The sequence below is a fragment of the Vibrio lamellibrachiae genome, from assembly GCF_050337265.1.
Taxonomy (GTDB): Bacteria; Pseudomonadota; Gammaproteobacteria; order Enterobacterales; family Vibrionaceae; genus Vibrio; species Vibrio kyushuensis.
On the sequence record NZ_JAKJSU010000007.1, the window covers coordinates 137,038 to 162,322 of the forward strand.

At 41.0% G+C, this 25,285-nt stretch carries 20 protein-coding genes; 8 read left to right on the forward strand and 12 right to left on the reverse strand.

Annotation, left to right across the window (positions count from 1 at the left end):
* Positions 1-56: 56 nt before the first annotated feature.
* The 8 genes from L4C54_RS11955 to L4C54_RS11990 form a co-directional block, all read right to left on the reverse strand.
* A complete protein-coding gene (locus tag L4C54_RS11955) occupies positions 57-1,280 on the reverse strand; it encodes a conjugal transfer protein TraF (protein ID WP_428808374.1) in 1,224 nt (407 codons plus the stop codon).
* 57 nt (positions 1,281-1,337) lie between these two features.
* Positions 1,338-2,216, reverse strand: a complete 879-nt coding sequence (locus L4C54_RS11960; protein WP_428800330.1) for a DUF2861 family protein — start codon at positions 2,214-2,216, stop codon at positions 1,338-1,340.
* Positions 2,216-2,875, reverse strand: a complete 660-nt coding sequence (gene vxrB / locus L4C54_RS11965) for a response regulator transcription factor VxrB (protein ID WP_428800331.1) — start codon at positions 2,873-2,875, stop codon at positions 2,216-2,218. The genes L4C54_RS11960 and vxrB overlap by 1 nt, the downstream gene beginning before the upstream one ends.
* Positions 2,850-4,304, reverse strand: coding sequence for a sensor histidine kinase VxrA (vxrA, locus tag L4C54_RS11970; RefSeq protein ID WP_428808375.1), 1,455 nt, complete (start codon positions 4,302-4,304; stop codon positions 2,850-2,852). The genes vxrB and vxrA overlap by 26 nt, the downstream gene beginning before the upstream one ends.
* Before the next feature lie 142 nt (positions 4,305-4,446).
* The gene (pntB, locus tag L4C54_RS11975) at positions 4,447-5,844 is read right to left on the reverse strand and encodes a Re/Si-specific NAD(P)(+) transhydrogenase subunit beta (protein ID WP_428800333.1); all 1,398 of its coding nucleotides are present in this window, start codon (positions 5,842-5,844) and stop codon (positions 4,447-4,449) included.
* Positions 5,845-5,856: 12 nt separating this feature from the next.
* A complete protein-coding gene (gene pntA, locus L4C54_RS11980; RefSeq protein ID WP_428808376.1) occupies positions 5,857-7,410 on the reverse strand; it encodes a Re/Si-specific NAD(P)(+) transhydrogenase subunit alpha in 1,554 nt (517 codons plus the stop codon).
* A 296-nt stretch (positions 7,411-7,706) separates the two neighbouring features.
* A complete protein-coding gene (locus L4C54_RS11985; RefSeq protein WP_428808377.1) occupies positions 7,707-7,991 on the reverse strand; it encodes an HlyU family transcriptional regulator in 285 nt (94 codons plus the stop codon).
* 13 nt (positions 7,992-8,004) lie between these two features.
* Positions 8,005-8,370: a late competence development ComFB family protein gene (locus tag L4C54_RS11990; protein ID WP_428800336.1), complete on the reverse strand. Its 366-nt coding sequence runs from the start codon at positions 8,368-8,370 to the stop codon at positions 8,005-8,007.
* A 234-nt stretch (positions 8,371-8,604) separates the two neighbouring features.
* On the opposite strand from L4C54_RS11990, the gene L4C54_RS11995 reads away from it, so the two are divergent.
* On the forward strand, positions 8,605-9,837 hold the full coding sequence (locus L4C54_RS11995) for a GGDEF domain-containing protein (RefSeq protein ID WP_428808378.1): 1,233 nt from the start codon (positions 8,605-8,607) through the stop codon (positions 9,835-9,837).
* Positions 9,838-9,898: 61 nt separating this feature from the next.
* Here L4C54_RS11995 and L4C54_RS12000 read toward each other — a convergent pair whose 3' ends face one another.
* Together L4C54_RS12000 and L4C54_RS12005 are read right to left on the reverse strand one after the other, a co-directional pair.
* Positions 9,899-10,894, reverse strand: a complete 996-nt coding sequence (locus L4C54_RS12000) for a Solitary outer membrane autotransporter beta-barrel domain (protein WP_428800338.1) — start codon at positions 10,892-10,894, stop codon at positions 9,899-9,901.
* A gap of 172 nt (positions 10,895-11,066) precedes the next feature.
* Entirely contained in the window at positions 11,067-12,029 is a 963-nt protein-coding gene (locus tag L4C54_RS12005) for a GGDEF domain-containing response regulator (protein WP_428800339.1), read from the reverse strand.
* A 135-nt stretch (positions 12,030-12,164) separates the two neighbouring features.
* On the opposite strand from L4C54_RS12005, the gene L4C54_RS12010 reads away from it, so the two are divergent.
* The gene (locus tag L4C54_RS12010; RefSeq protein WP_428800340.1) at positions 12,165-12,602 is read left to right on the forward strand and encodes a DUF3069 domain-containing protein; all 438 of its coding nucleotides are present in this window, start codon (positions 12,165-12,167) and stop codon (positions 12,600-12,602) included.
* Positions 12,603-12,736: 134 nt separating this feature from the next.
* On the opposite strand, the gene L4C54_RS12015 is transcribed toward L4C54_RS12010, so the two are convergent.
* A complete protein-coding gene (locus tag L4C54_RS12015) occupies positions 12,737-14,200 on the reverse strand; it encodes a cobyric acid synthase (RefSeq protein ID WP_428808379.1) in 1,464 nt (487 codons plus the stop codon).
* Between the two features lie 163 nt (positions 14,201-14,363).
* Here L4C54_RS12015 and L4C54_RS12020 point away from each other — a divergent pair, with 163 nt between their 5' ends.
* From L4C54_RS12020 to glgC, 4 genes are all read left to right on the forward strand, one after another.
* Positions 14,364-14,738 carry a YgiW/YdeI family stress tolerance OB fold protein gene (locus L4C54_RS12020; RefSeq protein WP_428808380.1) on the forward strand — a complete coding sequence of 125 codons (375 nt, stop codon included), beginning with the start codon at positions 14,364-14,366 and terminating at the stop codon, positions 14,736-14,738.
* Positions 14,739-14,853: 115 nt separating this feature from the next.
* Entirely contained in the window at positions 14,854-15,378 is a 525-nt protein-coding gene (locus L4C54_RS12025) for a hypothetical protein (RefSeq protein WP_428808381.1), read from the forward strand.
* 271 nt (positions 15,379-15,649) lie between these two features.
* A complete protein-coding gene (locus L4C54_RS12030) occupies positions 15,650-17,551 on the forward strand; it encodes a sensor domain-containing diguanylate cyclase (protein ID WP_428808382.1) in 1,902 nt (633 codons plus the stop codon).
* Between the two features lie 230 nt (positions 17,552-17,781).
* Positions 17,782-18,999: a glucose-1-phosphate adenylyltransferase gene (glgC, locus tag L4C54_RS12035; protein ID WP_428808383.1), complete on the forward strand. Its 1,218-nt coding sequence runs from the start codon at positions 17,782-17,784 to the stop codon at positions 18,997-18,999.
* 75 nt (positions 19,000-19,074) lie between these two features.
* On the opposite strand, the gene L4C54_RS12040 is transcribed toward glgC, so the two are convergent.
* Entirely contained in the window at positions 19,075-22,209 is a 3,135-nt protein-coding gene (locus tag L4C54_RS12040; RefSeq protein WP_428808384.1) for a chitinase C-terminal domain-containing protein, read from the reverse strand.
* A gap of 404 nt (positions 22,210-22,613) precedes the next feature.
* On the opposite strand from L4C54_RS12040, the gene L4C54_RS12045 reads away from it, so the two are divergent.
* Positions 22,614-23,240: a lysoplasmalogenase gene (locus tag L4C54_RS12045; RefSeq protein WP_428808385.1), complete on the forward strand. Its 627-nt coding sequence runs from the start codon at positions 22,614-22,616 to the stop codon at positions 23,238-23,240.
* Positions 23,241-23,485: 245 nt separating this feature from the next.
* Positions 23,486-25,234, forward strand: coding sequence for a formate--tetrahydrofolate ligase (locus L4C54_RS12050; RefSeq protein WP_428808386.1), 1,749 nt, complete (start codon positions 23,486-23,488; stop codon positions 25,232-25,234).
* The last annotated feature ends 51 nt before the right edge of the window (positions 25,235-25,285 follow it).

Genomic DNA, 25,285 nt, shown 5'->3' on the forward strand with positions numbered 1-25,285 from the left:
CTCCTCTTAATTGAGGAGCTGACTATATACTGAAACCGTTAGTAGCGGTAGAACTATTAATAACTACCTAAGAAATTTAGATAAACACCCATCGAGTTTTCATTTGTGTAGCTAGCACCAATGTCTAACTGAAATAGATTGAGTGGTGATATTCCAATACCGGCAGTTACTGTGTCGTCGCTATTTTCATAAGCTAGATTACGTTTATAACCAGCTCGGAGTTTCAGTTGACGCATTATATCAAGCTCGCCCCCTACCCTTAGCCACTGAGTGTTATCATCAAAACCGGTAAAGCGTTCGTCTTCATTGATATCGTAATCAACGCTTATGGTGGCATAGTCAGCCACAAAACCTGCGCCTATAGTATATTGTGGTCGCATTTGGTAGGCGTAACCAACGTTGATATCTCTACTTTCGGTAACACTAATTAGATCATTAGAATAGGTGTAGCTTAATGTGTCAGTGTAAGAAATTGTTTCAATGTCGCGAGACACAAGGTTGGTGGCAGCGACACCGATTCTTAATGGCCCGTGAAACCATAAAAAGCCAGCATCGAGGTTGAACATCGTCTCCCCCGTACCATTTTCAGTTACATCTTTAATATCATAGTTATTCAGATTGGCAGAATAAACGTATGTGTATATACGTTGAAGTTTTGGTGATACACCAAAGGCAATATGTTGTCCTAGAAATGTCTGATATTTTGCAAACGAAACGCCGACTTCAGTAACACCAATAGCTACCGCGTTTACTGTACTTAAAGAAGCGTTAATAAGCGTGTTTATTTCATCCCCGTAACCAGCATCCGCGCCCGTGTATATATCAGGTGAAGCAAAGGTTTCGGTATAAGCTTTTGCGAAAACATTCGCTGCTACATATTGATTAGGGATAGCAAACGCAACTACACCACCAAGCTCTAATTTGGCTTGATCTCCCTCAAGTGAATCTAGTGACTGTTGGAGCGAAGCTATATCATCTGCATCTATATTATTGTAATCGATGCTATCGAGTAGCCCTGCTACAGTATCAAGATCATTAACCATATCGTCTTCATCGTTATACGACAAACCAATACTAGGGATGATCATTCCAACATCGTCATTACGACGGTAGATTGCAGTTAATGCAGGGTTATAAAATGGTGCGGTAAGAAAGTTTGCTGAAACAACCCCAACGCCACCCATAGCATCACCACGGGCTTCGATTGCGTAATTAGCAGCGCTAGCGGATGCACTTGCAAGTGCGATAGACAAAGTTAAAAATCTAATAGTAGTCTTCATAATTTATAAACGGTTATTCCCTTAAGTTTATAACGACTTATTGTCTATTAACTTTAGCTAATCCTCCACAGAAACGTCATATGTTTTACTAATTATTTGAGATTGTTCGATTAATACCTGTCCCTGCCATCTTTGGTTGGTCATGGAAACGGCCAACACGTACCTTTCGGGATCTATGTTTCTTGGTTCAAATGAGGTTGGATAATCAGATTCGAAACTTCGACTCCACACTTCATTGTAGTTACCATCAATATAATCATAGAGTGCAACTGTTAGTGACGGAAGTGGGCAGTTGTCGTTGAGAAGTGCATTTTTCTCGATCGTCCATTGATCCTTGGACTGCCATCTCACGACTTGTTTTGCTTTTGAATCTACAAATACGATCCAAGAACTCCAAGTCTCTTGATCTGTCGCTGTAACATCTAGTCGATAGAGCCCTTTTGGCACCCGGCTATTTAAGTTGTAGCGCTTTTGATAAACCTTCTTAGTCTTACCATTTTGGGTTGACTCATTAAATGCAAATTCACTATCTGTTGAAATCTGCTTATCTACCCAGCGTTTAAAAACAATATTTTCAATCTCTTTCTTAGATTCAATCGAAACAGTCACGTTATATATATCGCGACCCGGACTTTGAATATTGGTTCTTCGAATTGTTGTCGTTGTTATCCAGTCAGGTAAATGGTTGTTATCAAGACCTTTACCGCAGTCGACTTCAAGAGAATGAAGTAATAGATTGTTGAGGTGTTCACGAATAGACCGACTATCATTTTGCTGATAGACCTCGACGACCGACCCAAACATCGCATCAAGATCGTCATCAAGAAGAAATTGATGGGCTTGAGTCAAAGGTGTATTTGACTCAAACCAATCAACGCTATTTGCCGCCAAAGGGAAGCAAATAGATATACAAATAAAAGTAACAAGCTGACGCATTATGCTTTCATCTTATAACCAACACCACGAAGTGTTTCAATTTCTAGACCAGCTAATTTTTGACGTAATTGCAATACGTGCGTGTCTACAGTACGTGTCGTTGGGAAGTGATTGTAACCCCAAACATGATCAAGAAGTTCGTCTCTTGTAAACACTCGGCCTAAGTTGCTAGCTAAAAATAGCAACAGATCAAATTCTGTTCTAGTCAATGTAATTGCTTCATCACGATAGAACACTTCACGTGTTGCTTTGTCGATCACCAAATTCGGTGTGATAACTTTAGAGTCATCATGTTCTTCAGATTCAGGTAATCTTAACTGAGCACGAATACGCGCAAACAGTTCAGCTTCTGCAAAAGGTTTCGTTAGATAATCATTCGCACCCGAGTCCAAACCTGCAACTTTATCTTTAACAGTCACTAACGCTGTTAATAAGATAACGGGGATATCTTTTAACTGTTTCCAATCTTGTAGGTGTTCAACTGAGTCGCCATCTGGCAATTGGCGATCTAATATGACTAGATCAGCCTTCTCCCAGTGTTGTGCTACACAAGCAATTGATTCTGCGTGCAAACATTCATATCCTGCTTGTTCTAGGCTTACTAATAAACCATCGGCTAAGTTCTTATCATCTTCAACTAGTAGCAGTGTCTGTTTCACAGGGTATCTCCAAAATAAATGTAGTTGGTGGCCCGATTAGCGTCATTTTCCCGCCCATTCGGCCAACCATTGATTCAACAATCGTCAGGCCTAATCCCAGGCCTGCTTTACTTACAAATGGTTTTTTCAAGTTCCGCCAATCTCGATGTGATAATTCGCCCTGATCTATCACTTTGATCGTTAAACGATCTGCGGATGTTGTAACGTCAATAACAACAGGTGCCACACCATATTTGATTGCGTTACGTATTAAATTATCTATACAGTTACTTAACCAATAAACATTTAGCTTGGCGGCTCTATCTTCATTGATTGCTAATTTTATGTTGCCTTTAAATTCATCCGATACTTTGTACTCTAACCACTCTTGTACTGATGGTACCCATTCTGTGTTCAATGGTTTGTTATCTGACTGTAAATAATCCTTACTAGCTTCAGCTAACTGTCTTAATCTTCGTGAATCTTCGCACAAACGTCTGAACTCATCGTATACACTTTCAGGCAATTGCTCAAACTCACGTCTAAAACCTTCAACTGTTAATGACAAACTAGCAATTGGAGTACGTAACTCATGAGTCAATATTTGTAGTACCAGCATTCTGCTTTTCATTTCTTGCCGTTTAGAATTCCAACGGTATGCGGACCAACCAACAACCAACAAAATATTGGCAAAGACCAACGCTATCATCGCTATGCGTAAAATATCCGAATGATCTTCTATATCCCAACACATGTTGCCACGTTGCACAAAACACGTTGAGCTTTCGCTCGACAAACTAAAACTCAGTTCTGCCTTACTTACGTTTGGCTTCCACCTATTGGGGCCAAAAATATGATATGTATTACCTTGTTTTAGCCAAAGCTCATCTTGTTCAATGAACATCTTAGCCCCACCAATGAGAGCGGTAATACTGTCCTGGTTCATACGCTGCAATCGACCTAGCAGTGTATTAGGTAGAGATAACGGTCTTTCTTGAATATGCATGAACATTTCAAGAAGTTCTTTTTTATCTGGATATTTTGAAACCCAGCGGTAAGCGTATGAACCACCACCAGGGTGAATAAGGCCACTTCGCGCAAACCAACGTACCGATAGATTTGTGTCTTTACATACTGCTCTTGTGAAAACGAGAGGTTCTGTAATTAGTGGGCTTAATGGTAATTTCCCGGTACAAGATAGCGACAATTGATACAGTTTTTGAATATCGCGTAATGGGTACTCTGCAGTTCTTGGTAACAGAGAATCTGGTGTGATCAATCTTGTCGGGTATTCAGCTTGAATAACGCGAATATCGTAAGAGGCAATCGCATCATTAAAGTTAAAGTAACTCACAAAGTTATCAATTCTTTCCGGTAAAGAATCAGCTAAGACACTTCTCGTTACGAAGGCTAAGCTAAACAGTGATAAATAGAGTGCGCGTTTAATCAAAGTGAGTAATCAGAATAATTTACGTTAAAGAACTATAAAGCATTCTGTCATAAATATACATATCGTTTGTGATATCAACGTCAATAATATATGCAAAAAAAAAGCCAGCTATTAGCTGGCTTTTAAATAAAAATCTACTTAATTACAGAGCTTTAGAAATCGCATCCACACTTTCTTTAGCATCTCCGAATAACATCTGAGTGTTATCTTTAAAGAACAGTGGGTTTTGTACACCCGCATAACCTGGGTTCATCGAACGTTTAAATACGATAACATTTTGTGCGTTCCAGACTTCCAAAACAGGCATCCCTGCAATTGGGCTTGTTGGATCATCTAACGCCGCAGGGTTTACTGTATCGTTAGCACCAATAACAAGAACAGTATCTGTCGAGCTTAAGTCATCGTTGATTTCATCCATTTCTAGAACGATGTCATACGGTACTTTTGCTTCAGCAAGTAATACATTCATGTGTCCAGGTAGACGGCCCGCGACTGGGTGAATACCAAAACGGACGTTGACACCAAGAGCACGAAGCTTTTCAGTAATTTCGTGTACTGGATATTGAGCCTGTGCCACTGCCATTCCGTAACCAGGAGTGATGATGACTGAAGAAGAGTTTTTCAGCATATCAGCTACGTCTTCAGCATTGATCTCTCTATGTTCGCCGTAATCTTCATCACCTGAACTTGTACTAACTTCTTGGCCAAACCCGCCAGCGATAACACTGATGAATGAGCGATTCATTGCTTTACACATGATGTAAGAAAGAATGGCACCTGAAGAACCAACTAGCGCACCAGTTACGATGAGTAGATCATTCGCTAGCATGAATCCTGCTGCTGCTGCTGCCCAACCTGAGTATGAGTTCAACATTGAAACAACAACCGGCATATCAGCGCCACCAATAGAAGCAACTAAGTGACAACCAAATGCAAAGGCAATTAATGTCATTACAAGTAGAGCAAACATGCTGCCATCAGCTTTAACGAAGTAAACCATCAATAGTAATGAAGCCACGATAGCCAGTAAATTCCACTTATGCTTATGTGGAATATTCAATGCAGACGAAGAAATTACACCACGCAGTTTACCGAATGCCACGATGGAACCTGTGAAGGTTACCGCACCAATGAACACACCTAAGAATACTTCAACAAGGTGAATGACATGTTCAGCATGTATATCAGCCGGGGTAACAGAAATTACAGCGGGTGGATCAATGTAACTATTGAAACCTACCAATACGGCTGCCATACCAACAAAGCTATGTAGTATTGCAACTAGCTCTGGCATTTCCGTCATTTCAACTTTCTTAGCGTAGTGGATACCGATTGCACCACCAATAACCATAGCTAATAAAATCCACGCCAAGCCTTCTGTACTAGGGCCAAATATGGTCGCAACTAGTGCGATAGCCATACCGGTAATACCGTAGTAGTTACCTGCTCTAGCTGACTCTTGCTTAGAAAGACCAGCAAGGCTCATGATAAAAAAGATTGCAGCAACAATATAAGCCGCTTGTACTAATCCTGCAGACATTTGTTACTCCCTCTAATCTTTACGGAACATTTCAAGCATACGTTTGGTTACTGTAAAGCCACCAAATATATTTATGCTTGCAATGAGCACGGCGATGAATGACAAGAAAGTTACAACGCCACTTCCTTGCCCTATCTGTAATAATGCACCAACAACAATGATGCCCGAAATAGCATTCGTTACCGACATCAAAGGCGTATGCAGTGAGTGGGAAACATTCCACACAACGTAATAACCAACGATACAAGCCAGAATGAACACAGTGAAATGCGCTAAGAACGCTGCAGGTGCGACCGATGCGACCCAACCAAATGCTGCTAACGCAACACCTACACCAACAAGCTTTTTAACCGGCGAAGTCGGCTCTTCCACTTTAGGCTCTAATTTTGGTGCTTCTTTCTGCTTAACTTGTGGCTGAGCTGAAACCTGAATCGGAGGCGCAGGCCAAGTAACTTCACCTTCTTTAATAACAGTAACACCACGAAGAACAACATCTTCAAAATCAATATTGATGGTACCGTCTTTTTCTTTGCAAAGAAGTTTTAGTAGGTTAACAATATTTGTTGCATACAACTGCGACGATTGTGTAGGAAGGCGACCAACCATGTCGGTGTAGCCAACGATCTTTACACCGTTCGCTGTCGTAATAACCTTATCCGCTTCGGTGTATTCACAGTTACCACCATTAGCAGCAGCTAGATCGACAATAACAGACCCCGCTTTCATGCTATCTACCATTGCTTTAGTAATAAGCTTTGGTGCAGGGCGCCCTGGAATCAGAGCCGTCGTAATGATGATATCAACATCTTTCGCTTGTGCTGCGTACAACTCTTCTGCTTTCTTGTTGAACTCTTCAGACATCTCTTTTGCGTAGCCATCGCCAGCACCAGTGTCTTCTTCGAAATCAACTTCTAAGAAATCCGCACCCATCGATTGAACTTGCTCTTTTACTTCGGGGCGTACATCAAATGCTCTTACGATTGCACCAAGGCTACCCGCAGCGCCAATCGCTGCAAGACCTGCAACACCAGCGCCAGCTACAAGAACTTTTGCAGGTGGCACTTTGCCAGCTGCCGTAATTTGGCCAGTAAAGAAACGGCCAAACTCATGCGCTGCTTCAACTACCGCACGATAACCAGCAATATTCGCCATAGACGATAGTGCATCTAACGCTTGAGCTCGGGAAATACGTGGAACAGCATCCATCGCCATCACATTGATGTTTTTGGTTGAGAGCTGTTCCATTAATTCAGGGTTTTGAGCAGGCCAGATAAAACTGATAAGGCTTGCACCATCTTTGAATAGTGCAATTTCGTCAATGCTTTTGTCTTTATCAACAATAGGAGCATTAACTTTAAAGATGAGATCTGACTGCCATACGTCGCTAGAAGATGAGACGGTAGCTCCGGCTTCTTCATACGCTGAATCGTCAAAGCTTGCTAGACTACCCGCTCCGGTTTCAACTGAAACCTCGAAGCCAAGCTTAATTAACTGCTCAACCGATTTCGGTGATGCAGCGACTCGCGTTTCTCCCGCGAGTATTTCTTTAGGTACACCAATTTGCATAGTTATTCCTTCACTATTGGCACAATGATTCTTCTTTTTTATCTAACGGCAGCTTTCATCGCAAGTGTTTTGTAGTAAAAATACTAAAAAATACTACATTGCGCCATAATCAAAGGTTGATTCGGCACTTTATGATGAAAAATAACGACGGACTTACACTCAGTAGAGGTCGAACCAGATTAAAAAAAGATGTTGCGAAACAAGAGATTAAACATATAAAAATGAGCCGTAAGCATAACTGCTTACGGCTCATTAAATTATGATTTTCATCAAGTAGATATCAGCTAACATCTCGACTATGAGAAAATGTTGTCACCCATTTGATCAATGAACATTTGTGACTTTTTGAGCATCAACTCATTGGCGTCGTCTTTGTTCGACAGTACATCAGAGCGAATGAAACGATGAGACTTTACTTCATCATCTAATTTCTTTGTAATCCGTCCTGCGATTCGAAATTGCCCACCTTCTGAAATAGGCTCTTGATAGATCAAGAAGCCCTTATATTCAATAGGTTCGATCTCTACCTTTGACTTAGTTTCAGCATTACCTAATCCAAACAGACGCGAAAATAGTCCCACTTATTAATACCTCTTATTTTTTTATTTGTATGAGTGGTTTTTCGAACCACTCCAATTCTACATCGTCATCAAAGCGAGGATGGCTAAACATGATAGGAACATCATCACCTCTTTCCATACGACGATCTCTTAAAATCATAGACTCAGCATTTTCAATCGCAGTTAGAGTATACTGTTTCAATATAATCAGTCGTGACTCTGCCAACGCAGAAAGAAAATCGATGTCATGACGTATGTATACTGGTCGCAGTTGACTCAAAGCTAAACACGCTATATCTGCAAGTTGCTCATGATCGTAATTGGACGCATACTCCTCTTTTGCGAGAATATGCCCAACCAGAGTTTCCATGTAATTGTGAACATCTACACTAATCTGCATTATTTACTCCTTAATCAATCACATAACGACTTACAATTTAACTATTATAAAATTTAATTTAGCGCACCCACCAGTGAACAACAAGTTTTCTTGCCAGAACTAAGGAGAGCAATTTATGTTAGTTCATATTTGTCCCATAAGTTTAGCAAAAAGCTTGGCAAATCAGTAAATAGAAGTATCCTAATAGGGTCTTTGATAAATTACTCTTTATAACTAATTGGTATACTGCTGTTAATGTCTCCATCCATTGTTACTTCAAGCTGGTTTAGGGTCTCCTTCCCTCTTTGTCTCATAGCGTCATTATGGCTCGGTATGAGTAACGTCATCACTATGACTCAAGGTAACTTGGACATCGCAGTTAATTTGCCGATTGTGCTTTTCCTCGTTGCACTACTTCTAAGCCATAGTTTTAACCAAAGCCGCTGCGCAATGATTGCAGTGGTTATGATGCTTAGTTACTGGATAATACAAAACCGACTACAATCTTCGTTAGGTACTGGTACAACACTGCTAGAACTCTCTTTACTCGCATTTTTGTTACCCGTTGCATCGCTATTAACTTATGCATTCAAAGACTCCAATTTAAGTAGCAAAAGTTTTTTACTATATGTCTTAATTAATGGTCTTTTTTTAGCATGGTCTTACCTAACCATTAGTCATTTTGGCGAAGAAAGTTTAGTGCACTTTAATGATGGCCTTCTTTTTGTTGTTCCTCAGATTTCGCGACTCCCATTCGTACTAGTTTTGTACTTAGTTGCATTAACCGGTGTTACCGCTATTTTGGTTTTGAGAAACAATCGAATTGCAGATGTTGTCTCTTACTCGGCAATCGTGACAACCACGTTTACGTTCATCTTTTTTGATACACCATTTATCTCAAGCACTATGTTCACATTAGCCGGCGTACTTCTTCTGGTCGCGCTAATATCTGCGAGCCATGAACTTGCGTTTAATGATGGGTTGACCGGTATTCCTGGACGCCACGCTTTAGAAACCGACTTAAAGCAATTAGGTAGAAAGTACACCATTGCTATGCTCGATGTAGACCACTTTAAAGCATTTAACGACACTTACGGACACGATACAGGTGATGATGTACTTAAACTGGTCGCGACGCGCTTAACTTTCATAGGCGGAAAAGCTAGAGTGTATCGTTATGGTGGAGAAGAGTTTACTGCAGTGTTTAAAGGCCGCTATCTAAAAGAAGTATTAGAGCATCTAGAGATATTAAGGGAAGATATCGCTCAATATGAGATGGCGCTTAGAGATGTGGCGACACGACCAAAAAACAATAAATCAGGTACATCTAAGCGTGGAAAAGCATCTAATACTGATACAGTGAATGTCACTATAAGTATCGGTGTCGCTGACTCCTCTACCGATAGAAAGCCACATAATGTCATTAAGTTAGCCGATAAAGCGCTTTATAAAGCGAAACAAACCGGCAGAAACAAAATAGCTCACTAGTGTGTTTTGTGTCGAATATACAAAATGAAGTAAGAGCTTAGGCACACTACAACGACATAAGTTAGGTCTGATTGAAAAACAGAACAATACTTCCACCTTTTAGTGCGCTGCCATAGTTAAAGTTTAAGCCTATGCCCACATTATCAACCCACTCAGTGTCAAACGGAGGTGTCATTAGCCATCCGATGGATGCTTCATAGTAATACCCCGTACCTAGTGGCTTTTCAACATCTGCACCTAAGTCAATACGGTGAAAGCTGGTATACATCGACTGTACTGCCTTCCCCCACTGATCAAAGTCATATTTAGACTGAATACCATTAGAAACATACCAACCTTCAGTATTCCCTATTTGGCCTTGATTCGCTTCGCCCCAGCCATGCCCGTAGAAGTAGTGCCACTTAGACTCGACACTCCATTGCCCCCAAGGACGCGCTCTTTGGTATTTAAAGGAGATAGTAGGCTCATAGATCATGCTCCATGCAGAAGTATTAACGTAAACCCCGTCCAAACGATCTTTAGCCTCAATAAGCGCATCACTTCGATATTCAAATTTATTTTTATATTGCATAAGATGAGTCGCAAACGAAGGCTCTATACTCCATTTGTCGTTAATAACAAATTTGTATTTGTACGCAATATAGCCAGCTAGAATCCTATCTTCACTATGGTCTTCAACCGTAACACCGTTCAGCTTGATATTTTTTTCTGATACCAGTCCAGATAGGCGAAGCATAAGAGACTGTTTATTGGTATCTTCCTCATCACTGAGATCAAAGGTATAAGGAATTGTTGATACTTGAATTCGGTTTCTTAAACTGACGGATTCTTCAGTGCCAATATCTTCGTTTTCTAAGTTAAACCAGTCATTAGGATCAAAGTCATGGATACCGAATGTAAAGACATCACTGTCCATAAGTATCACAGCTGCCGCAAAATTCTGTTCTAATTGATGTTGGTAGCCCTTACTCGGAGAGGCATGAGCTACAGTCGTAGAACTTATATTCGCCACACAAAGTATTGGAGCATAGACCGCAAACCTTACTGACTTATGCAATGGGTAACCTTAAACATCTACTTGAACATGACTATAATCATGACCTATCAATAGGTATAAAATCAACACCTTAGTTTATGAATATTTTGTTTAGTTAATAGCTGCTTTACTAAAAACGTGACAATACTAGTTAGCTAAGGATAGAGCAATCGCTCAAGCCACGAGTCTATGATTAATCTTTGCTTTCAGATAAAACGAACGTATTGCGGCCCTGATGCTTAGCAGCATAGAGTGCTTCATCTGCTTTTGTGTAGATTTCAGTAATTGATTCATGACCGCTTGGAACGGTGCTATAAATACCTTGAGATACAGTGACAATTCCAAAATCTTCGTTGTATTCATGATGATAAGCTAGTTCCTCTAACGCTTCTTTAATTCTTTTAGCCGCCAGTAGCGCTTTGTCATGTTCAGTGTGGCTAAGCAGTATTGCAAATTCTTCACCACCATAACGCCCCACATACTCGGCACTTCTTGAGAACAAACTTTTAGCTAAGTTAGCAATAGCAATTAAGCACTGGTCACCTTCAATGTGACCATAGTTATCGTTGAACGCCTTAAAATGGTCCACATCTAGCAGAATTAACGTTAGAGGAAACTTGTGCCGTCCGTGCCAACTGATCATGTCATGGAGTTTTTCATCGATGAACCGACGATTATATAGTGCTGTCAAACCATCTTCATTCACCTGATGTTGCAGTGCATGATTTAACTCTTGTAACTTAATAGAGGCACGCTTTAACTCTCTACGCATATGAGCAATGCGCTGCATAGCGATTAGCTTTGAATTTAGAACTATTTTATCAACGGGCTTTATAAGGTAATCATCGCCACCCGCATCAATCGCTTTAGCAATCATGCTTGGTTCTTCATGGCTGCTCAAAAATATGATCGGTATCCAATCTGGGTATAATCGCCGAATTTCCTGTGATAACTCAAAACCATTCATTTCAGGCATTGTGATATCGAGCAATATTAATTCCGGATCGAACTTTAAATAGATGGCTAATGCTTCTTTACCACTAGAAACCGCTTCAACATCGTGACCGAGTTGTTTTAAACGGATCGCAAGTTGCATTCGATCCATCTGTACATCATCAACGAGAAGTATTCGCATTGAGGATCCATTTATAGTCATATAGTCCCTTATAATATTGTGCTAATTAGACTTATAGCACTTCAAATCAGATCTTTCACTAGTTAATTAAGTCTAGCTTATTGACTTTTTATCATAAGTTTTTAGCATATTGTTTTTATTCCAAGAGATATTGTCATGACTGACGAAAAACAAACAGAACAACCTAAAGTTGACTTATCAACTGTTTCAGCAGAACTTAAACAAGTAATTGAATTTGATCAAGTTCCTGAAGCTATGCACTTTATGGTCACGTCTATTCATGAAGTTTCTGAAGAAGCGGTTAGAGAAGCATGGGATTCTTTACCAGCTAGTGCTCAAAATGTACTTGATAATTTCGAGCAATTTCACGCATTAATTTCGGTAAGCCAAGCATTTGCTGGTGTTAACGTAATGGAAGAATTTCCAACGTTAGACTTACCAAAAGATATGACCGAAGAAGACAAAGAGGCATACCGAAGCCAGCTCCTTGATCAAGTTTTACACAATTGTGTTAAAGACATGGTTAAGCAAATCAAAAAAGCTCGTAGAGATGCAATTTTGAAAAAAGACTTTAAAGAAGTCTTTGTTAAGTAGTATTGATTACATTGGTTAGGCTTTAACGACCGACAAGACTATAAATAAATAAGCCGCAATTAATCTGCGGCTTATTTTTTGCTTCGCTTCTTGCTGACGTCTCCCCAATATTTTATGGATTGTGAGAAGAACTATCAGGTAATCAAATCCGGCCATAACAAGCCAAGATCCATATGTTCTTCGATTGCATCAGCGATGCGATCTATTGCCCGTTCATTGGTTTCTATATGATCGACCTGTTTAATTTCCGTAACACCAAGCCAGCGAGCAATCATAGAAACAACGTCTGGGGTATCAAATATGCCATGAAGGTATGTCCCCCAGATTTGTCCACAATCCGATACTGCGCCGTCTAGCGATCCGCCTTGCAGTGTAATTGGTTGGTTTGATGAGGCTTGAGTGACTCCGACATGAATTTCATACCCTTTCACTTTTTGCTGCTCACCATTTAACGATATTGTCCCTGTCACGTTTGTTAACGTTTTTTGCTGTGTGAGCTCTGTATCAACAGCAAGTAGAGCTAGCCCTTCACTTGTACCCGCTATGCCCTCCACGCCATGAGGATCATTGATAGTCTTTCCTAGTATTTGGTAGCCACCACAAATACCGATAACCCTGCCACCCAATCTAATATGGCGTTTAATATCTTCATCCCAGCCTTGGCTACGTAAATATTCAAGATCGCTTCTGACAGATTTTGTTCCCGGGATTATTATAAGATCGGCTCCAGTAAGACGCTCTCCTTTACCTACATATCTAAAGTTAATATCAGGGTTCAGTCTTAATGCATCGAAGTCTGTATGGTTGCTAATTCGAGTTAACACCGGAACTAGTATGTTGATCTTACTGTTTGAATCATGAACCTGCTCAGCGTTGATTGCATCTTCAGCCTCGAGATCAAATCCATGCAAATAAGGTAGCACGCCAAGTACAGGCTTATTCGTTTTCTCTTCTAACCAATCTAAGCCTGACTGTAATAAAGCAATATCACCACGAAATCGGTTGATCACGAAACCTTTTACCCGCTGATGCTCACTTTCTGACAATAAAGCGAGTGTCCCTACTATATGAGCAAATACTCCGCCACGATCAATATCCGCTATAATAATTACTGGGATATCCGCTTTTTCAGCGAACCCCATATTGGCAATGTCATTCTCTCGTAAATTAATTTCTGCGGGGCTACCCGCGCCTTCAATAACAATGCTTTCAAAATCATTACTTAGACGCTGATACGAATCCATTACCGTGTTCATGGCAACCAACTTGTAGTCGTGATACCCAACCGCATCCATGTCTTGAACCGCTTTTCCTTGTAGTATCACCTGAGCTCCCGTGTCGGTACAGGGCTTAAGTAATACAGGATTCATATGCACGCTTGGTTTAAGCCCGCACGCCTGAGCTTGGACAGCCTGTGCTCGACCTATTTCGCCACCATCTTCAGTTACAGCACTGTTTAGTGCCATATTCTGTGGCTTAAATGGTGCCACGTTAATGTTGCGCCTTTTTAATACACGGCATAAACCTGCCACTAGTACACTTTTTCCAGCATCTGACGTGGTGCCTTGCACCATTAATGATTCTAACGAGCTTTTCATATCACATAAAATTCAAGATAATTTTCGACATGATAACGCTTGTTCTTGGTAATGCTCAATATAATGAATTGATTATGAATCGTTTTCTCAGCTGATGTTCAACTCACCCGGTGTTTAATACACACATAGATTCACAAACACCATATAACAACAAGGGAATATCATGAAAACCAAATTAATGACTTTAACAATCGCCACGACTCTTACCTTAGCTGCGGTACCAAGTTTTGCCAAAGGGAAAGGTCACGACGAAACTGCGATTCAATACAAAGGGCCTGTTGCCGTTACAACCATTAAACAAATGAGTAGTGATGCTAAGTTATTTTCAGACAGTGACGTCATTCTCGAAGGGCACTTAACGAAACAATTATCAAAAGATAAATTCTTGTTTGCTGATGGAACGGGAGAGATTATGGTTGAGCTTGAAGATGTAACTATAAATAGCATGTTGGATCATGAAACATTAGTTCGCTTATTCGGCGAGTACGAAGGTGGTTCAGCACCAGAAGTGGAAGTAGATCATATCGTAATCCTCTAAAAACAGCGTCAATTCCTCAAACGTCCAAACACTTAACATAACAATGGCCTGCTTTTTGCAGGCTTTTTCGTAACGTCAAAATTCCATCTGCATACTTAACGACTACGGAGCAGTTATGTTTAAAGTATCAAGAAAGATTAGCCTTATCGCGCTTACCCTTTTATTAACCCCTTTTGCGCAAGCTAATAACTTCAGTTACAACTACTTCGAAGTAAGGGGCGGTTTTGGTCCACAAACGATAGGTGGTGAGTTCAGTATGCTACTGATGGATAACGCCCACCTGATCGGTCGAGTAGACACTACATTTGAAAATGACTGGGATGCGGCTGCCGGAGTGGGGTTTAACGGCCCTATCGGTTCGTTTGCAGACATCTATGGGCAAATACTAATTCATCATGTAAATTTTGTTGACTCTTCGAGTTCAGATTCTGCATTCCAGCCTGAGTTTAACATAGGTGGACGAGTTTGGATGACCAACCAAATAGAATTAACTGGTCGTATTGGTCTGCATAAAGAAAGCTCTGTCTTTCATGCTGGGCTTAACTTCCATTCGACTGAAGCCCTGACACTATTCGCTGGTGCACGAAATGACGGCGTTTATGGCCCTCAGTTTTCTATAGCTGCTCGATTTAATTACTAACCTACTAACGACTTGTTACTAATGGCAGTAACAAACGAAGATATTGCTTATCTGGTAGAGCTATCACTCTTTTAGAGTTCTCTGTATAAGTAATATCCTCTCACCGTCATCAATATTTAAAATCTCTCGCCTCAGCTACGCTAGTACAAAAGAGCTAAATCACTTAAATCTTGGTATAGCTCATACTCTTGATCATTAATATGCCACTCGTATCACGAATATAATATTCCCGTAAGTTATTATACGAGTATCTAGATGATGATTATTTTATATGACGTTTAAGCCAACCTCCCCGATTCTTCAGTTCACCCTCATGTTTATTGTATTGAGCATAGTGCCGACTCTATTTTTCGTAAGCGAATGGTATCGTATAGAAGAACGTGCAACTTCTAGAGTCGAACAAGAAACTCGGGCACTACTTGAATTTAATCAATTATCTTTACAATCCACCCTCTCTGATATTGAAGCGTCAGTTGAATTGTTATCAAGCAATAACTTGTTGCATTCAGCGGTAACCGCTAAAGACACACTTAACATCAACGCAGTCCAAGACCTATGGATTCTAATTGCACGTTCGAAAGGTTATTTTTCTCATTTACGTTTCCTAGATAATTCAGGAAAAGAAGTAATCCGTATTAATAGTGTCGACAATTATATTGAGGTAGTTCCGAAAGAATTTTTACAAAATAAGAGCGGCAGAGATTACTTTCAGTACGCAAAAACGCTTAAACCAAACCAATCAGGTAGTTTTGGTATTGATATTGAGTATGAAAATGGAAAAGTTGTGACTCCAATTACTCCTGCTCTACGTTTGATTGTTCCTGTCGATGTAGAATTTAAACGCTATGGCTATTTTATTGCTAACCTCAATTTTGATGCTATCTATAATTCTTTAGGACACAGCTCAAAAAACCAACTTAAACCAGATATTTTAAAAGCCAACGGTTTTTATTTGCAAAGCCAAACCTTTAGCCAATTACTTGGCGATATTGTTTCAGAACATGCAGATTTTAATATTCAAAACCAATTACCACTGGTTTGGAAGGAATCTCAAACTAATCCCACCGGTAGTGTCTTTGATGCTGGGTCTTGGTGGTCTTATTCAAAATTATCATTATCCAGCCAATTAATGGGGAAAGACCTACTGCTCGTGCTGAATGTACCAGACCAAAAGATTAATGAAATTATTTCTGAAGAGTTCGATGATATCTCTCTGCTTGCGTTAGCTGTCTATATTATTATTGGACTGGTTACCTTCCTTTTTTGTGGCTGGAATATTCGCCATCAAAAACACTCGGTAGAAAGCCAAATTGCACGAGTTGCCATGAACGGTATGTCAGCTGTTCTCATATCTGACAGAAACAATCGTATTATTTCCGTGAATAAAGAGTTCACTCGGCTTAGCGGGTACACCTTAGATGAAGTAAAAGGAAAAAGTCCCTCAATTTTTGCCTCTGGAAAGCATCAACAACAATTCTACATTAAAATGTGGAAACACTTATTGGCCGAAGGTTCTTGGGAAGGTGAAGTTGTTAACCAGAGAAAAGATGGCTCTACCTTAACAGAGATTTTAAGAATTCAAACTGTGAGTGACCGTCAGGGAGAAATCCTCTTCTATGTCGGCTCCTTCGTTGATATTACACAACGAAAAGAGTTAGAAAATCGCTTACGTGAACTCAGCGAAAAAGATTCACTGAGTGGATTATGGAACCGCCGGAAATTTGACAAACAAATGAGACGCGAAACTCGTCGCTCACGCAGATACCCTACTCAGTATCAATCGTGCCTTGCTATTATTGATATAGATAATTTTAAACGGGTAAATGATGAGCTTGGGCACGATGAGGGTGACCGAGTCATTAAGTCTGTATCAAGCATCATATTAGAACAGATTAGAGACACGGACTTCCTCGCTCGTATTGGTGGTGAGGAGTTTGGGCTGATCATGCCACACACCCCTATTTTGGAAGCTGAAATGGTGGTTAATAGGCTAAGAATTGCTATTAGCTTATGTCATGAGAATTCCGTTTCAGTGAGTGGTGGTGTCAGCGACATCGACTCTAGCGTCGAACGGTCTTACAAACGTGCAGACATCGCTCTATATGAATCTAAGAGTTCAGGGAAAAATTGTATTTCAATCATTACTAGCCAAGAAAGTGCTGAGATTGCTTAACTATTAAATGCCCAACGTTACTATCTCCTTCGAGAGACCGATATTTTTGCATATTAACGCCCTGAGAATGAGATATTACTTAAACGGCTGTTTTCACCGCGTTATTTTAACCCGATTATCATCCTGCACTCTTATCTCTAACTCATTATTTTAATGAGCTTTATAAGACTTCGATTTATGTACTACTCTCTATGATGAACAATTGATTGCACATTATCTGGAGAATATAGATGCAAAACGCGTTAACCGTCATTTTGGCTGGTGGGATGGGGTCTCGGCTTAGCCCTTTGACTGAAGATAGAGCAAAACCAGCAGTACCGTTTGGAGGTAAGTATCGTATTATCGATTTTACGTTGACCAATTGCCTCCATTCAGGCCTTAGACAAATCCTTGTTTTAACACAGTATAAATCCCACTCCTTACAAAAACACCTAAGAGATGGTTGGTCTATTTTTAATCCCGAATTAGGCGAATATATCACCGTCGTACCCCCCCAAATGAGAAAAGGCGGAAAATGGTATGAGGGCACAGCAGACGCCATTTATCACAACCTATGGTTGCTTTCACGTAGTGATGCAAAATATGTTGTTGTGTTATCCGGCGATCACGTATATCGAATGGATTACGCTGCCATGCTTAAACAACACAAAGCAACAGGCGCTAAGTTGACGGTCGCTTGTATGGATGTAGCTAGAGAGGATGCGAACGAATTTGGTGTGATGGCGACAGACGATAATGGCCAAGTTATCTCTTTTATTGAGAAACCTATCGATCCACCATCGATGCCTGGCAATCCTACTCGTAGCCTTGCCTCTATGGGTATCTATATATTTGAAATGGAAACATTACAAAAAGCATTAGAAGAAGATTCACTTATCGAAGCTTCGAGTCATGACTTTGGAAAAGATATTATTCCGAAATTAATAGATAGAGAACGGGTATTTGCCTATCAATTTTGTAGCGATAAAGGCCGTGTTGAAAAGGATTGTTATTGGAGGGATGTAGGAACAATTGATTCTTTTTATCAGACCAATATGGATCTATTACAACCTGTCCCACCTATGAATCTATACCAGCCTAACTGGCCAATACGAACCTATGAAGCACAATACCCTCCAGCAAGAACCGTCTCTTCCGCTTCCGGAAACGAAGGGATATTTATTAACTCTCTTATTGCAAATGGAGTGATTAACTCGGGAGGGTCAGTTCAGCACTCCATTGTGTCATCCAATGTTCGAATTAACGATAGTGCGACAGTTGTTAATAGTATTCTATTTGACGATGTCGTTGTTGGAAGTGGATGTGAGTTAACCAATTGCATTATTGATAAGCATGTGATCATTCCAAACAATACGAAGATTGGTGTCGATAAATCTGAAGATCTAAAGCGATTTCACATATCTAGTAATGGTGTCGTCGTTGTTCCTGAAAGCTACTGTTTTGACTAAAAAAATAGCCTTAATCGTTTGATTAAGGCTATTACTTAACTATCAGTGATTAACTGATATAAATAGTATGCTTTCTTATGGGCACGCTACTTCATCCCAAAACCAGTTTGTTTGGGTTGGTGTCTCCCAAGTGCCTGGATTGTTTTTAGCTGTAAAACACTTACCATTATGTGAATAGGTATCACCATTGGTTGCCTGCGTTACACCCGCTTCCCAAGGAGTCACACTTCCCGGCGGGGTCGTACCACCATTATCACCTCCGCCTGTATTTCCGCCATTACTAATATCCCCAAGCGGAAGATCGGGTTGCTCAAACTTAAACGCATAAGCCACGTTATTTACAGTTACGGTGTAGTTTGCCGGACCTGAAATAGGAAGGTAATACACCATGTCTAATTCATAAGCTCCACCTGCCGGTAGATCTTTCCACGCAGGTAAAGAGAACGACACTCGATGCATAGGGCCATCAAGACCACCAACATTATCAGAACGAGTATGCCCCGATGAGATAACTTTCAAACCACCACCTGACTGATCTTTTGCATTATCAGGTGCTGATACTGGGATATCAAATTGGAACTCAGTACCGCCGGGCAGTGCCTGCCCTGTGTTGTTGGTAAACGTGACTTTAGGATTAATCGGATAGTTTTGATCTCCGACCTTAAAGCCACCAACTGATACAGTAATATCAAGTGCTTCCGTCGCTAAAGATGACGTCGCTAATTTATTACCGTATGGAGTTGCTGATTTAAATTTTTCATAAATGGCTTTCGTCATGGAGTTACCCATGTGGAATTCACCATGACCTGAATTACAAGCTTGTTCGGTTTCGTCGACACCACCACGGTTACCGTTAGCATCTAGCGTATAGCAGTTGTAATCGCCCGCAAGTTCCCAGAACATGATTCCGCCAATTTCTTTATCAATGACGTAGTCGGCTTTCACGTTGATTGACGATTTATCTTCAGTTGATAAGAAGACACTCTTCTCCGCATTCCAAAGCCAAGGAGAGACTGCGACACTGTCATAATTTCGAGTGTAAGTACCAACGATTGGGTTAGTAGCAGGATCTAAGTTGTAGGCCGCCGCATAAGAGCCCCAAATCCCTTTCTCTAAGTTCTTGGCATGCCACATTGGGTTTGAACCCGCCCCCATTTCATTGCCTTTAGGGTCGGTATCGTGCCACATATTGTCGATACCTGTTGCGCCGTATCCACAATTGTTTTTCTCACCTTCGCCCGTACCAGCAGAACATTCAGATTGGTTTGGAAGGGCAGCTCGTCCCCATAAACCATTCTCACCACCAGTCACGCCTTGCCAACCACGAGTATAATATGGAACGCCAATATTAATACGACCTGCTGGCATAGAGCCGCGGAAGTAGTGATAAGCCCAGTCCGTATTTAGGTACCCTATTCCACCGTATGCCGCAGTACCATAAACATTCCAAGCCGCCAACTCAGAATCTTTACCTGTATCAAACAGTGCCGCATTGTGTCCAACGTGGTCATTCCATGCGCCATGCAAGTCATAAGACATGATATTAACGTAATCTAGGTACTTGGTTACATCAAATGTTTCCATACCGCGTAGAAGATAGCCCGACGAAGGAGCTGCGATAGTAAGCATGTAGTGCACACCATCTTGAGCTGATTCTTGGTCTAGCTTTTGACGAAGTACTTTCATTAACTCCTGATAGGATGCCCACAAATACTGACGACGTGGCTCCATAAAGTCTTTATCGTATGGGTTACCAGCACCCGCCATTGAAGTTGGGTATTCATAGTCAATGTCCAAACCATCAAATTTATACTTCTTCATCATCGCGACAGCTGAGGTAGCAAAAGTTTCGATGCCTTGATGGTTGATAGATCCGTCAGCCTTGGTTGTCATGGTATAGAAACCACCGTCAGCAACACGGCTGCCATCCGTAGCGAAATGGCCACCTGTTTCTGCCCAACCGCCGATAGAAATAAGAGTCTTCACTCCGTGTTTCTCTTTTGCTGTTGCTAGTGCACCAAAGTGCCCCTTAAAGCCGAGCGTTGGATCAATTTCAACATCTGCCCATTCCATACCAACGGCAGCGTTAGTCGGATCATTAACGTCACCAATATTCGTTTTTCCATCAGCGCCAATACTTACGAACGCATAGTTAATATGCGTGAGTTGATCCCATGGAATATCTTTAACTAAATAAGCGGCTTGTGGGTCATCGCCAGCGCGCCAACTAGTAAAGTAACCAATTACACGTCTAGGATGATCCACGCCCATGATCTCGCGACCATCTTCATCATAAGTTGTACAATAAGGTACATTCACGCCTTCTGTCTGGTATAAGCCATCAGGGCGACATGTACTAACCGTTGGTAAGCCATTGACTGTCAGCGCTACCAGCGAAGAGTCAGTCGCAGCGCCTTTATCATCAGTCGCTTTCGCATAAGCTGCCAAAGCTCCTGCTTTTGTTGCTGTGTACTCAAGTACGTAAGGTGCTGTCGCAGCAGTCCCTACTAGTGCACCTGCAACATAGAAATCAACTTTATCGACAGTTCCATCCGAATCTGATGCGTCGGCCGTTAATGTTACAACGCCGCCAACATCAATAGATGCTGCTGATAAAGAAAGAGACACACTCGGAGCCTCATTCGCTGGTCCATTTGAATCTATAACCAGAGATACTGAACTCTCTAAGCTTTGCGCCCCTTTATCATCATAGGCAATCACACTAAATAACTGAGTTCCCGCAACGGCAGTCCATGGTGCTGTGTATGGCTGAGCTGTCGCTTGAGATACTACAACGCCATTAACTAAGAAATCGACTCTAGAAACAGTACCGTCACTATCACTTGCCGACGCCGATAAGGTTACAACCTCACCTTCAGTCACTATGTCTCCTGCAACTGGCGATGTTAATTCGGCCAAAGGAACTTCGTTGACTCCACCCCCACCATTTGTACAAGTGTCTGTTAATTTCCACTGAGCGTAATCACCAGAAAAGTTGGTCGGGTTATTATTTTGGTTCCAGTAATTGGCCTTGTATGCACTATCTTCATGTTGAACCTCATCACCACCGGTATAAACAGTAGATGAGTCCCATACATTCAATGCACTACAATCAACTGCGGCATAGCTATTTGTAGCTAATAAGCAGGATGCAGCCAGTGTACTAAGGGTTAGTACACTCTTGGGGATCTTAATGTTCGCTTTACGCATAATTCTCTATCCTTAAGTTATTGTTTCAATGCGTTAATTCAGCTTTACTCTTGTTTCGCTGGCTAATTTTTATACGCAAAATAACCTTAGAATAGTTTCCTTATTAAGCCCCTAATTTATACACGTTTTGTACAATCACTCGCAATATAATTCACATTTATGCAACAAGCCAACAGTTAATTTGCACCAACAACTAATTTATTACCTTAAAAAATCAACAACTCTTTCACGACTTGAGAATCGTCATGATCTCATTTTCAACCTAATCTAAAAATAAATTGGCTGGGTATAACATAAATGACAAGCTCACGTGTTTTTTGTGTCAATTTACACACACCTGTACTGTAAATAATGTTAGCATCCGACCTCTTGTAAATAACCGTGCTTTCATTGGAGCAATTTAGATGTGGTTTCTTATTGTTCTTTTTTCGGCTCTACACGTGGGCTCGATTAATAGTCGATTTAAATGGTTGTTTTATATATCAAAGCCTACACCAATCATCTTATTGATCGGGACGCTTTTATGGTCAGGTTCGATAATGTTGCCTTACGTGCAACTTATTATATTAGGATTATTTCTATCTGTTATTGGTGATGTTTTTCTTATGCATCCCAGTGATAAGTTTTTACCCGGTTTAAAGTTTTTTCTTATCGCTCACATTTGTTATCTCGCCGCTTTTACCGGACAGATAACAACGTCTATTTCGCCTTGGCCAATTATCGTTTTATCAATACTCGGTGTGCTGGTTTACAAGTTTATATACAACCGTCTCGAAGACATTAAAATCCCCGTTGCCATATACATCTTGATAATCCTTTGTATGGCATGGGCTGCTATCGAATATAGAAGTGGTGGGTATAGTCAATCTGCTGCGTTTGCCTTTACAGGTTCAATTCTATTTTTACTGTCTGACTTTGTCTTAGCTGTCGACCGTTTCAGGGCTCCCTCTTTTCTAACAAGGCAAGTAGTCATGATCACGTACTACAGTGCACAAGCCTTCATCGCTTTATCCGCTCTCACGTTCATTTAATTCCCAATAACAGCTAGCATATAAATAGCTCCTTTTTTAGTGAATATGCATTCCACCTCATACTATTATAAGTTCAATTGTCATCAGTTTTTCCTAACAAAACCCACTTTAGCGAACTGACCACCGACTCTGTTACACTAGCGAACAAATAACGCGTCAAATAGCACTTTACAAAGAATAAATTAAAGCTATCATCCTGACGCAAACGTTTACCTAACTATTTATAGTCCTGTTCCGAGGGTTTTATGCTGTCAGATATCGAAATTTGTCGTGAGACAAAACTACAATCAATTACTACTGTAGCTCAGTCTATGGGCTTGCTCGATGATGAGTTCCAATCACAAGGTAAATACAAAGCAAAAGTATCCCTTTCCAGCGTAAAGCGTTTAACAAATGAGCAAGTCGGTAAACTGGTATTGGTTACCGCTATTACCCCAACTCCGTTAGGAGAAGGCAAGACCGTAACGACCATCGGCTTGTCTCAGGGTCTGAAGAAGTTAGATCAATCCGTTGTTGCATGTATCCGTCAGCCTTCTATGGGTCCTGTTTTTGGTGTGAAAGGTGGAGCTGCTGGTGGTGGTTATTCTCAAGTAGCCCCAATGGACGAACTCAACCTTCACTTAACCGGTGACATTCATGCGGTAACAGCGGCACATAACCTTGCCGCGGCCGCCATTGATGCTCGTATCTATCATGAACAACGCAAAGGCTACAGCGACTTTGAAGACCGCACCGGATTGACTGCGTTAAAAATAGATTCAAAGAACGTCGTTTGGAAACGTGTACTAGACCATAATGACCGCGCCCTTCGCATGGTAACGGTTGGTAAAAATGAGACTAATAAAACCATCAATGGATTTGAGCGAGAGGATGGATTCGACATATCGGCCGCGTCAGAACTTATGGCCATCTTAGCGCTAGCAACTGATCTTAAAGATTTGCGTGCACGAATTGGACGTATTGTAGTCGCTTACAATATTTATGGTGACCCTGTCACTGCGGAAGACCTACAAGTAGCAGGCGCAATGGCAGTTAGCATGAAAGATGCAATAGAGCCGACCCTAATGCAGACACTAGAAGGTGTTCCAACGCTTATTCACGCAGGACCATTCGCCAATATTGCTCACGGTAACTCATCAATCATTGCTGATAATATCGCCAATAAGTTAGCTAAATACACCGTTACCGAAGGTGGTTTTGGATCTGATATGGGCTTTGAAAAAGCCTGTAATATTAAAGCTCAGGCGTCAGGAAAAGCACCAGATTGCGCAGTTATCGTCGCGACGCTTCGTGGATTAAAAGCCAACTCAGGTCATTATGATTTAAAACCTGGACAAGCTATTCCTGATTCAATATTTGATGCTGATTCAGACGCATTGATAGCCGGATTCGATAACCTAAAATGGCACATCAATAACGTCAACAAATACGGTGTTCCAGCCGTTGTTGCGATCAATCGCTTCCCTCAAGATTGTAGTAATGAGCTATTGCAACTAAAAGAGATGGTAGAAGCACTGCCAAACAACGTAGAAGTTGATATAAGCGAAGGCTTTTCTTTGGGTGGCAAAGGGACAGTAGCACTCGCAGAAAAAGTCATGAAACAATGTGAAAATAGTGTTGTATTCACTCCGTTATATAAATTAGACCAGTCGTTAGAAGAGAAACTTATGGCCGTCGCTGAAGTTGGCTACGGTGCGAAAGGCGTAACAATGAGCTATAAAGCAACTCAACAACTGGCACAGTTTAAAAAAGATGGGTACGATAACTTAGCCGTATGCTTAGCTAAATCACCACTCTCAATCTCTACTGACGGATCTGTAAAAGGTGCACCTAGTGGGTTCGATGTGCCAATTCGCGAGCTAAAGCTATGTGCTGGTGCAGGTTTTGTTTACGCACTATGCGGTAACGTAATGACCATGCCCGGTTTACCAGATAAACCTGCGTTCATGAACCTTGATCTAGATGACGAAGGAAATATCATCGGGTTAAGCTGATCGAACATGCTTAAAACAAACAAGCGAGGCAAGTAGCCTCGCTTTTTTTCG

What these genes read in the sequence shown, in the direction of transcription:
- L4C54_RS11955 (WP_428808374.1), bottom strand. Translation starts at nt 1,280, where the DNA reads ATGAAGACTACTATTAGATTTTTAACTTTGTCTATCGCACTTGCAAGT.
- L4C54_RS11960 (WP_428800330.1), bottom strand. Translation starts at nt 2,216, where the DNA reads ATGCGTCAGCTTGTTACTTTTATTTGTATATCTATTTGCTTCCCTTTG.
- pntB (WP_428800333.1), bottom strand. Translation starts at nt 5,844, where the DNA reads ATGTCTGCAGGATTAGTACAAGCGGCTTATATTGTTGCTGCAATCTTT.
- pntA (WP_428808376.1), bottom strand. Translation starts at nt 7,410, where the DNA reads ATGCAAATTGGTGTACCTAAAGAAATACTCGCGGGAGAAACGCGAGTC.
- L4C54_RS11990 (WP_428800336.1), bottom strand. Translation starts at nt 8,370, where the DNA reads ATGCAGATTAGTGTAGATGTTCACAATTACATGGAAACTCTGGTTGGG.
- L4C54_RS11995 (WP_428808378.1), top strand. Translation starts at nt 8,605, where the DNA reads ATGTCTCCATCCATTGTTACTTCAAGCTGGTTTAGGGTCTCCTTCCCT.
- L4C54_RS12005 (WP_428800339.1), bottom strand. Translation starts at nt 12,029, where the DNA reads ATGACTATAAATGGATCCTCAATGCGAATACTTCTCGTTGATGATGTA.
- L4C54_RS12010 (WP_428800340.1), top strand. Translation starts at nt 12,165, where the DNA reads ATGACTGACGAAAAACAAACAGAACAACCTAAAGTTGACTTATCAACT.
- L4C54_RS12015 (WP_428808379.1), bottom strand. Translation starts at nt 14,200, where the DNA reads ATGAAAAGCTCGTTAGAATCATTAATGGTGCAAGGCACCACGTCAGAT.
- L4C54_RS12020 (WP_428808380.1), top strand. Translation starts at nt 14,364, where the DNA reads ATGAAAACCAAATTAATGACTTTAACAATCGCCACGACTCTTACCTTA.
- L4C54_RS12025 (WP_428808381.1), top strand. Translation starts at nt 14,854, where the DNA reads ATGTTTAAAGTATCAAGAAAGATTAGCCTTATCGCGCTTACCCTTTTA.
- L4C54_RS12030 (WP_428808382.1), top strand. Translation starts at nt 15,650, where the DNA reads ATGACGTTTAAGCCAACCTCCCCGATTCTTCAGTTCACCCTCATGTTT.
- glgC (WP_428808383.1), top strand. Translation starts at nt 17,782, where the DNA reads ATGCAAAACGCGTTAACCGTCATTTTGGCTGGTGGGATGGGGTCTCGG.
- L4C54_RS12040 (WP_428808384.1), bottom strand. Translation starts at nt 22,209, where the DNA reads ATGCGTAAAGCGAACATTAAGATCCCCAAGAGTGTACTAACCCTTAGT.
- L4C54_RS12045 (WP_428808385.1), top strand. Translation starts at nt 22,614, where the DNA reads ATGTGGTTTCTTATTGTTCTTTTTTCGGCTCTACACGTGGGCTCGATT.
- L4C54_RS12050 (WP_428808386.1), top strand. Translation starts at nt 23,486, where the DNA reads ATGCTGTCAGATATCGAAATTTGTCGTGAGACAAAACTACAATCAATT.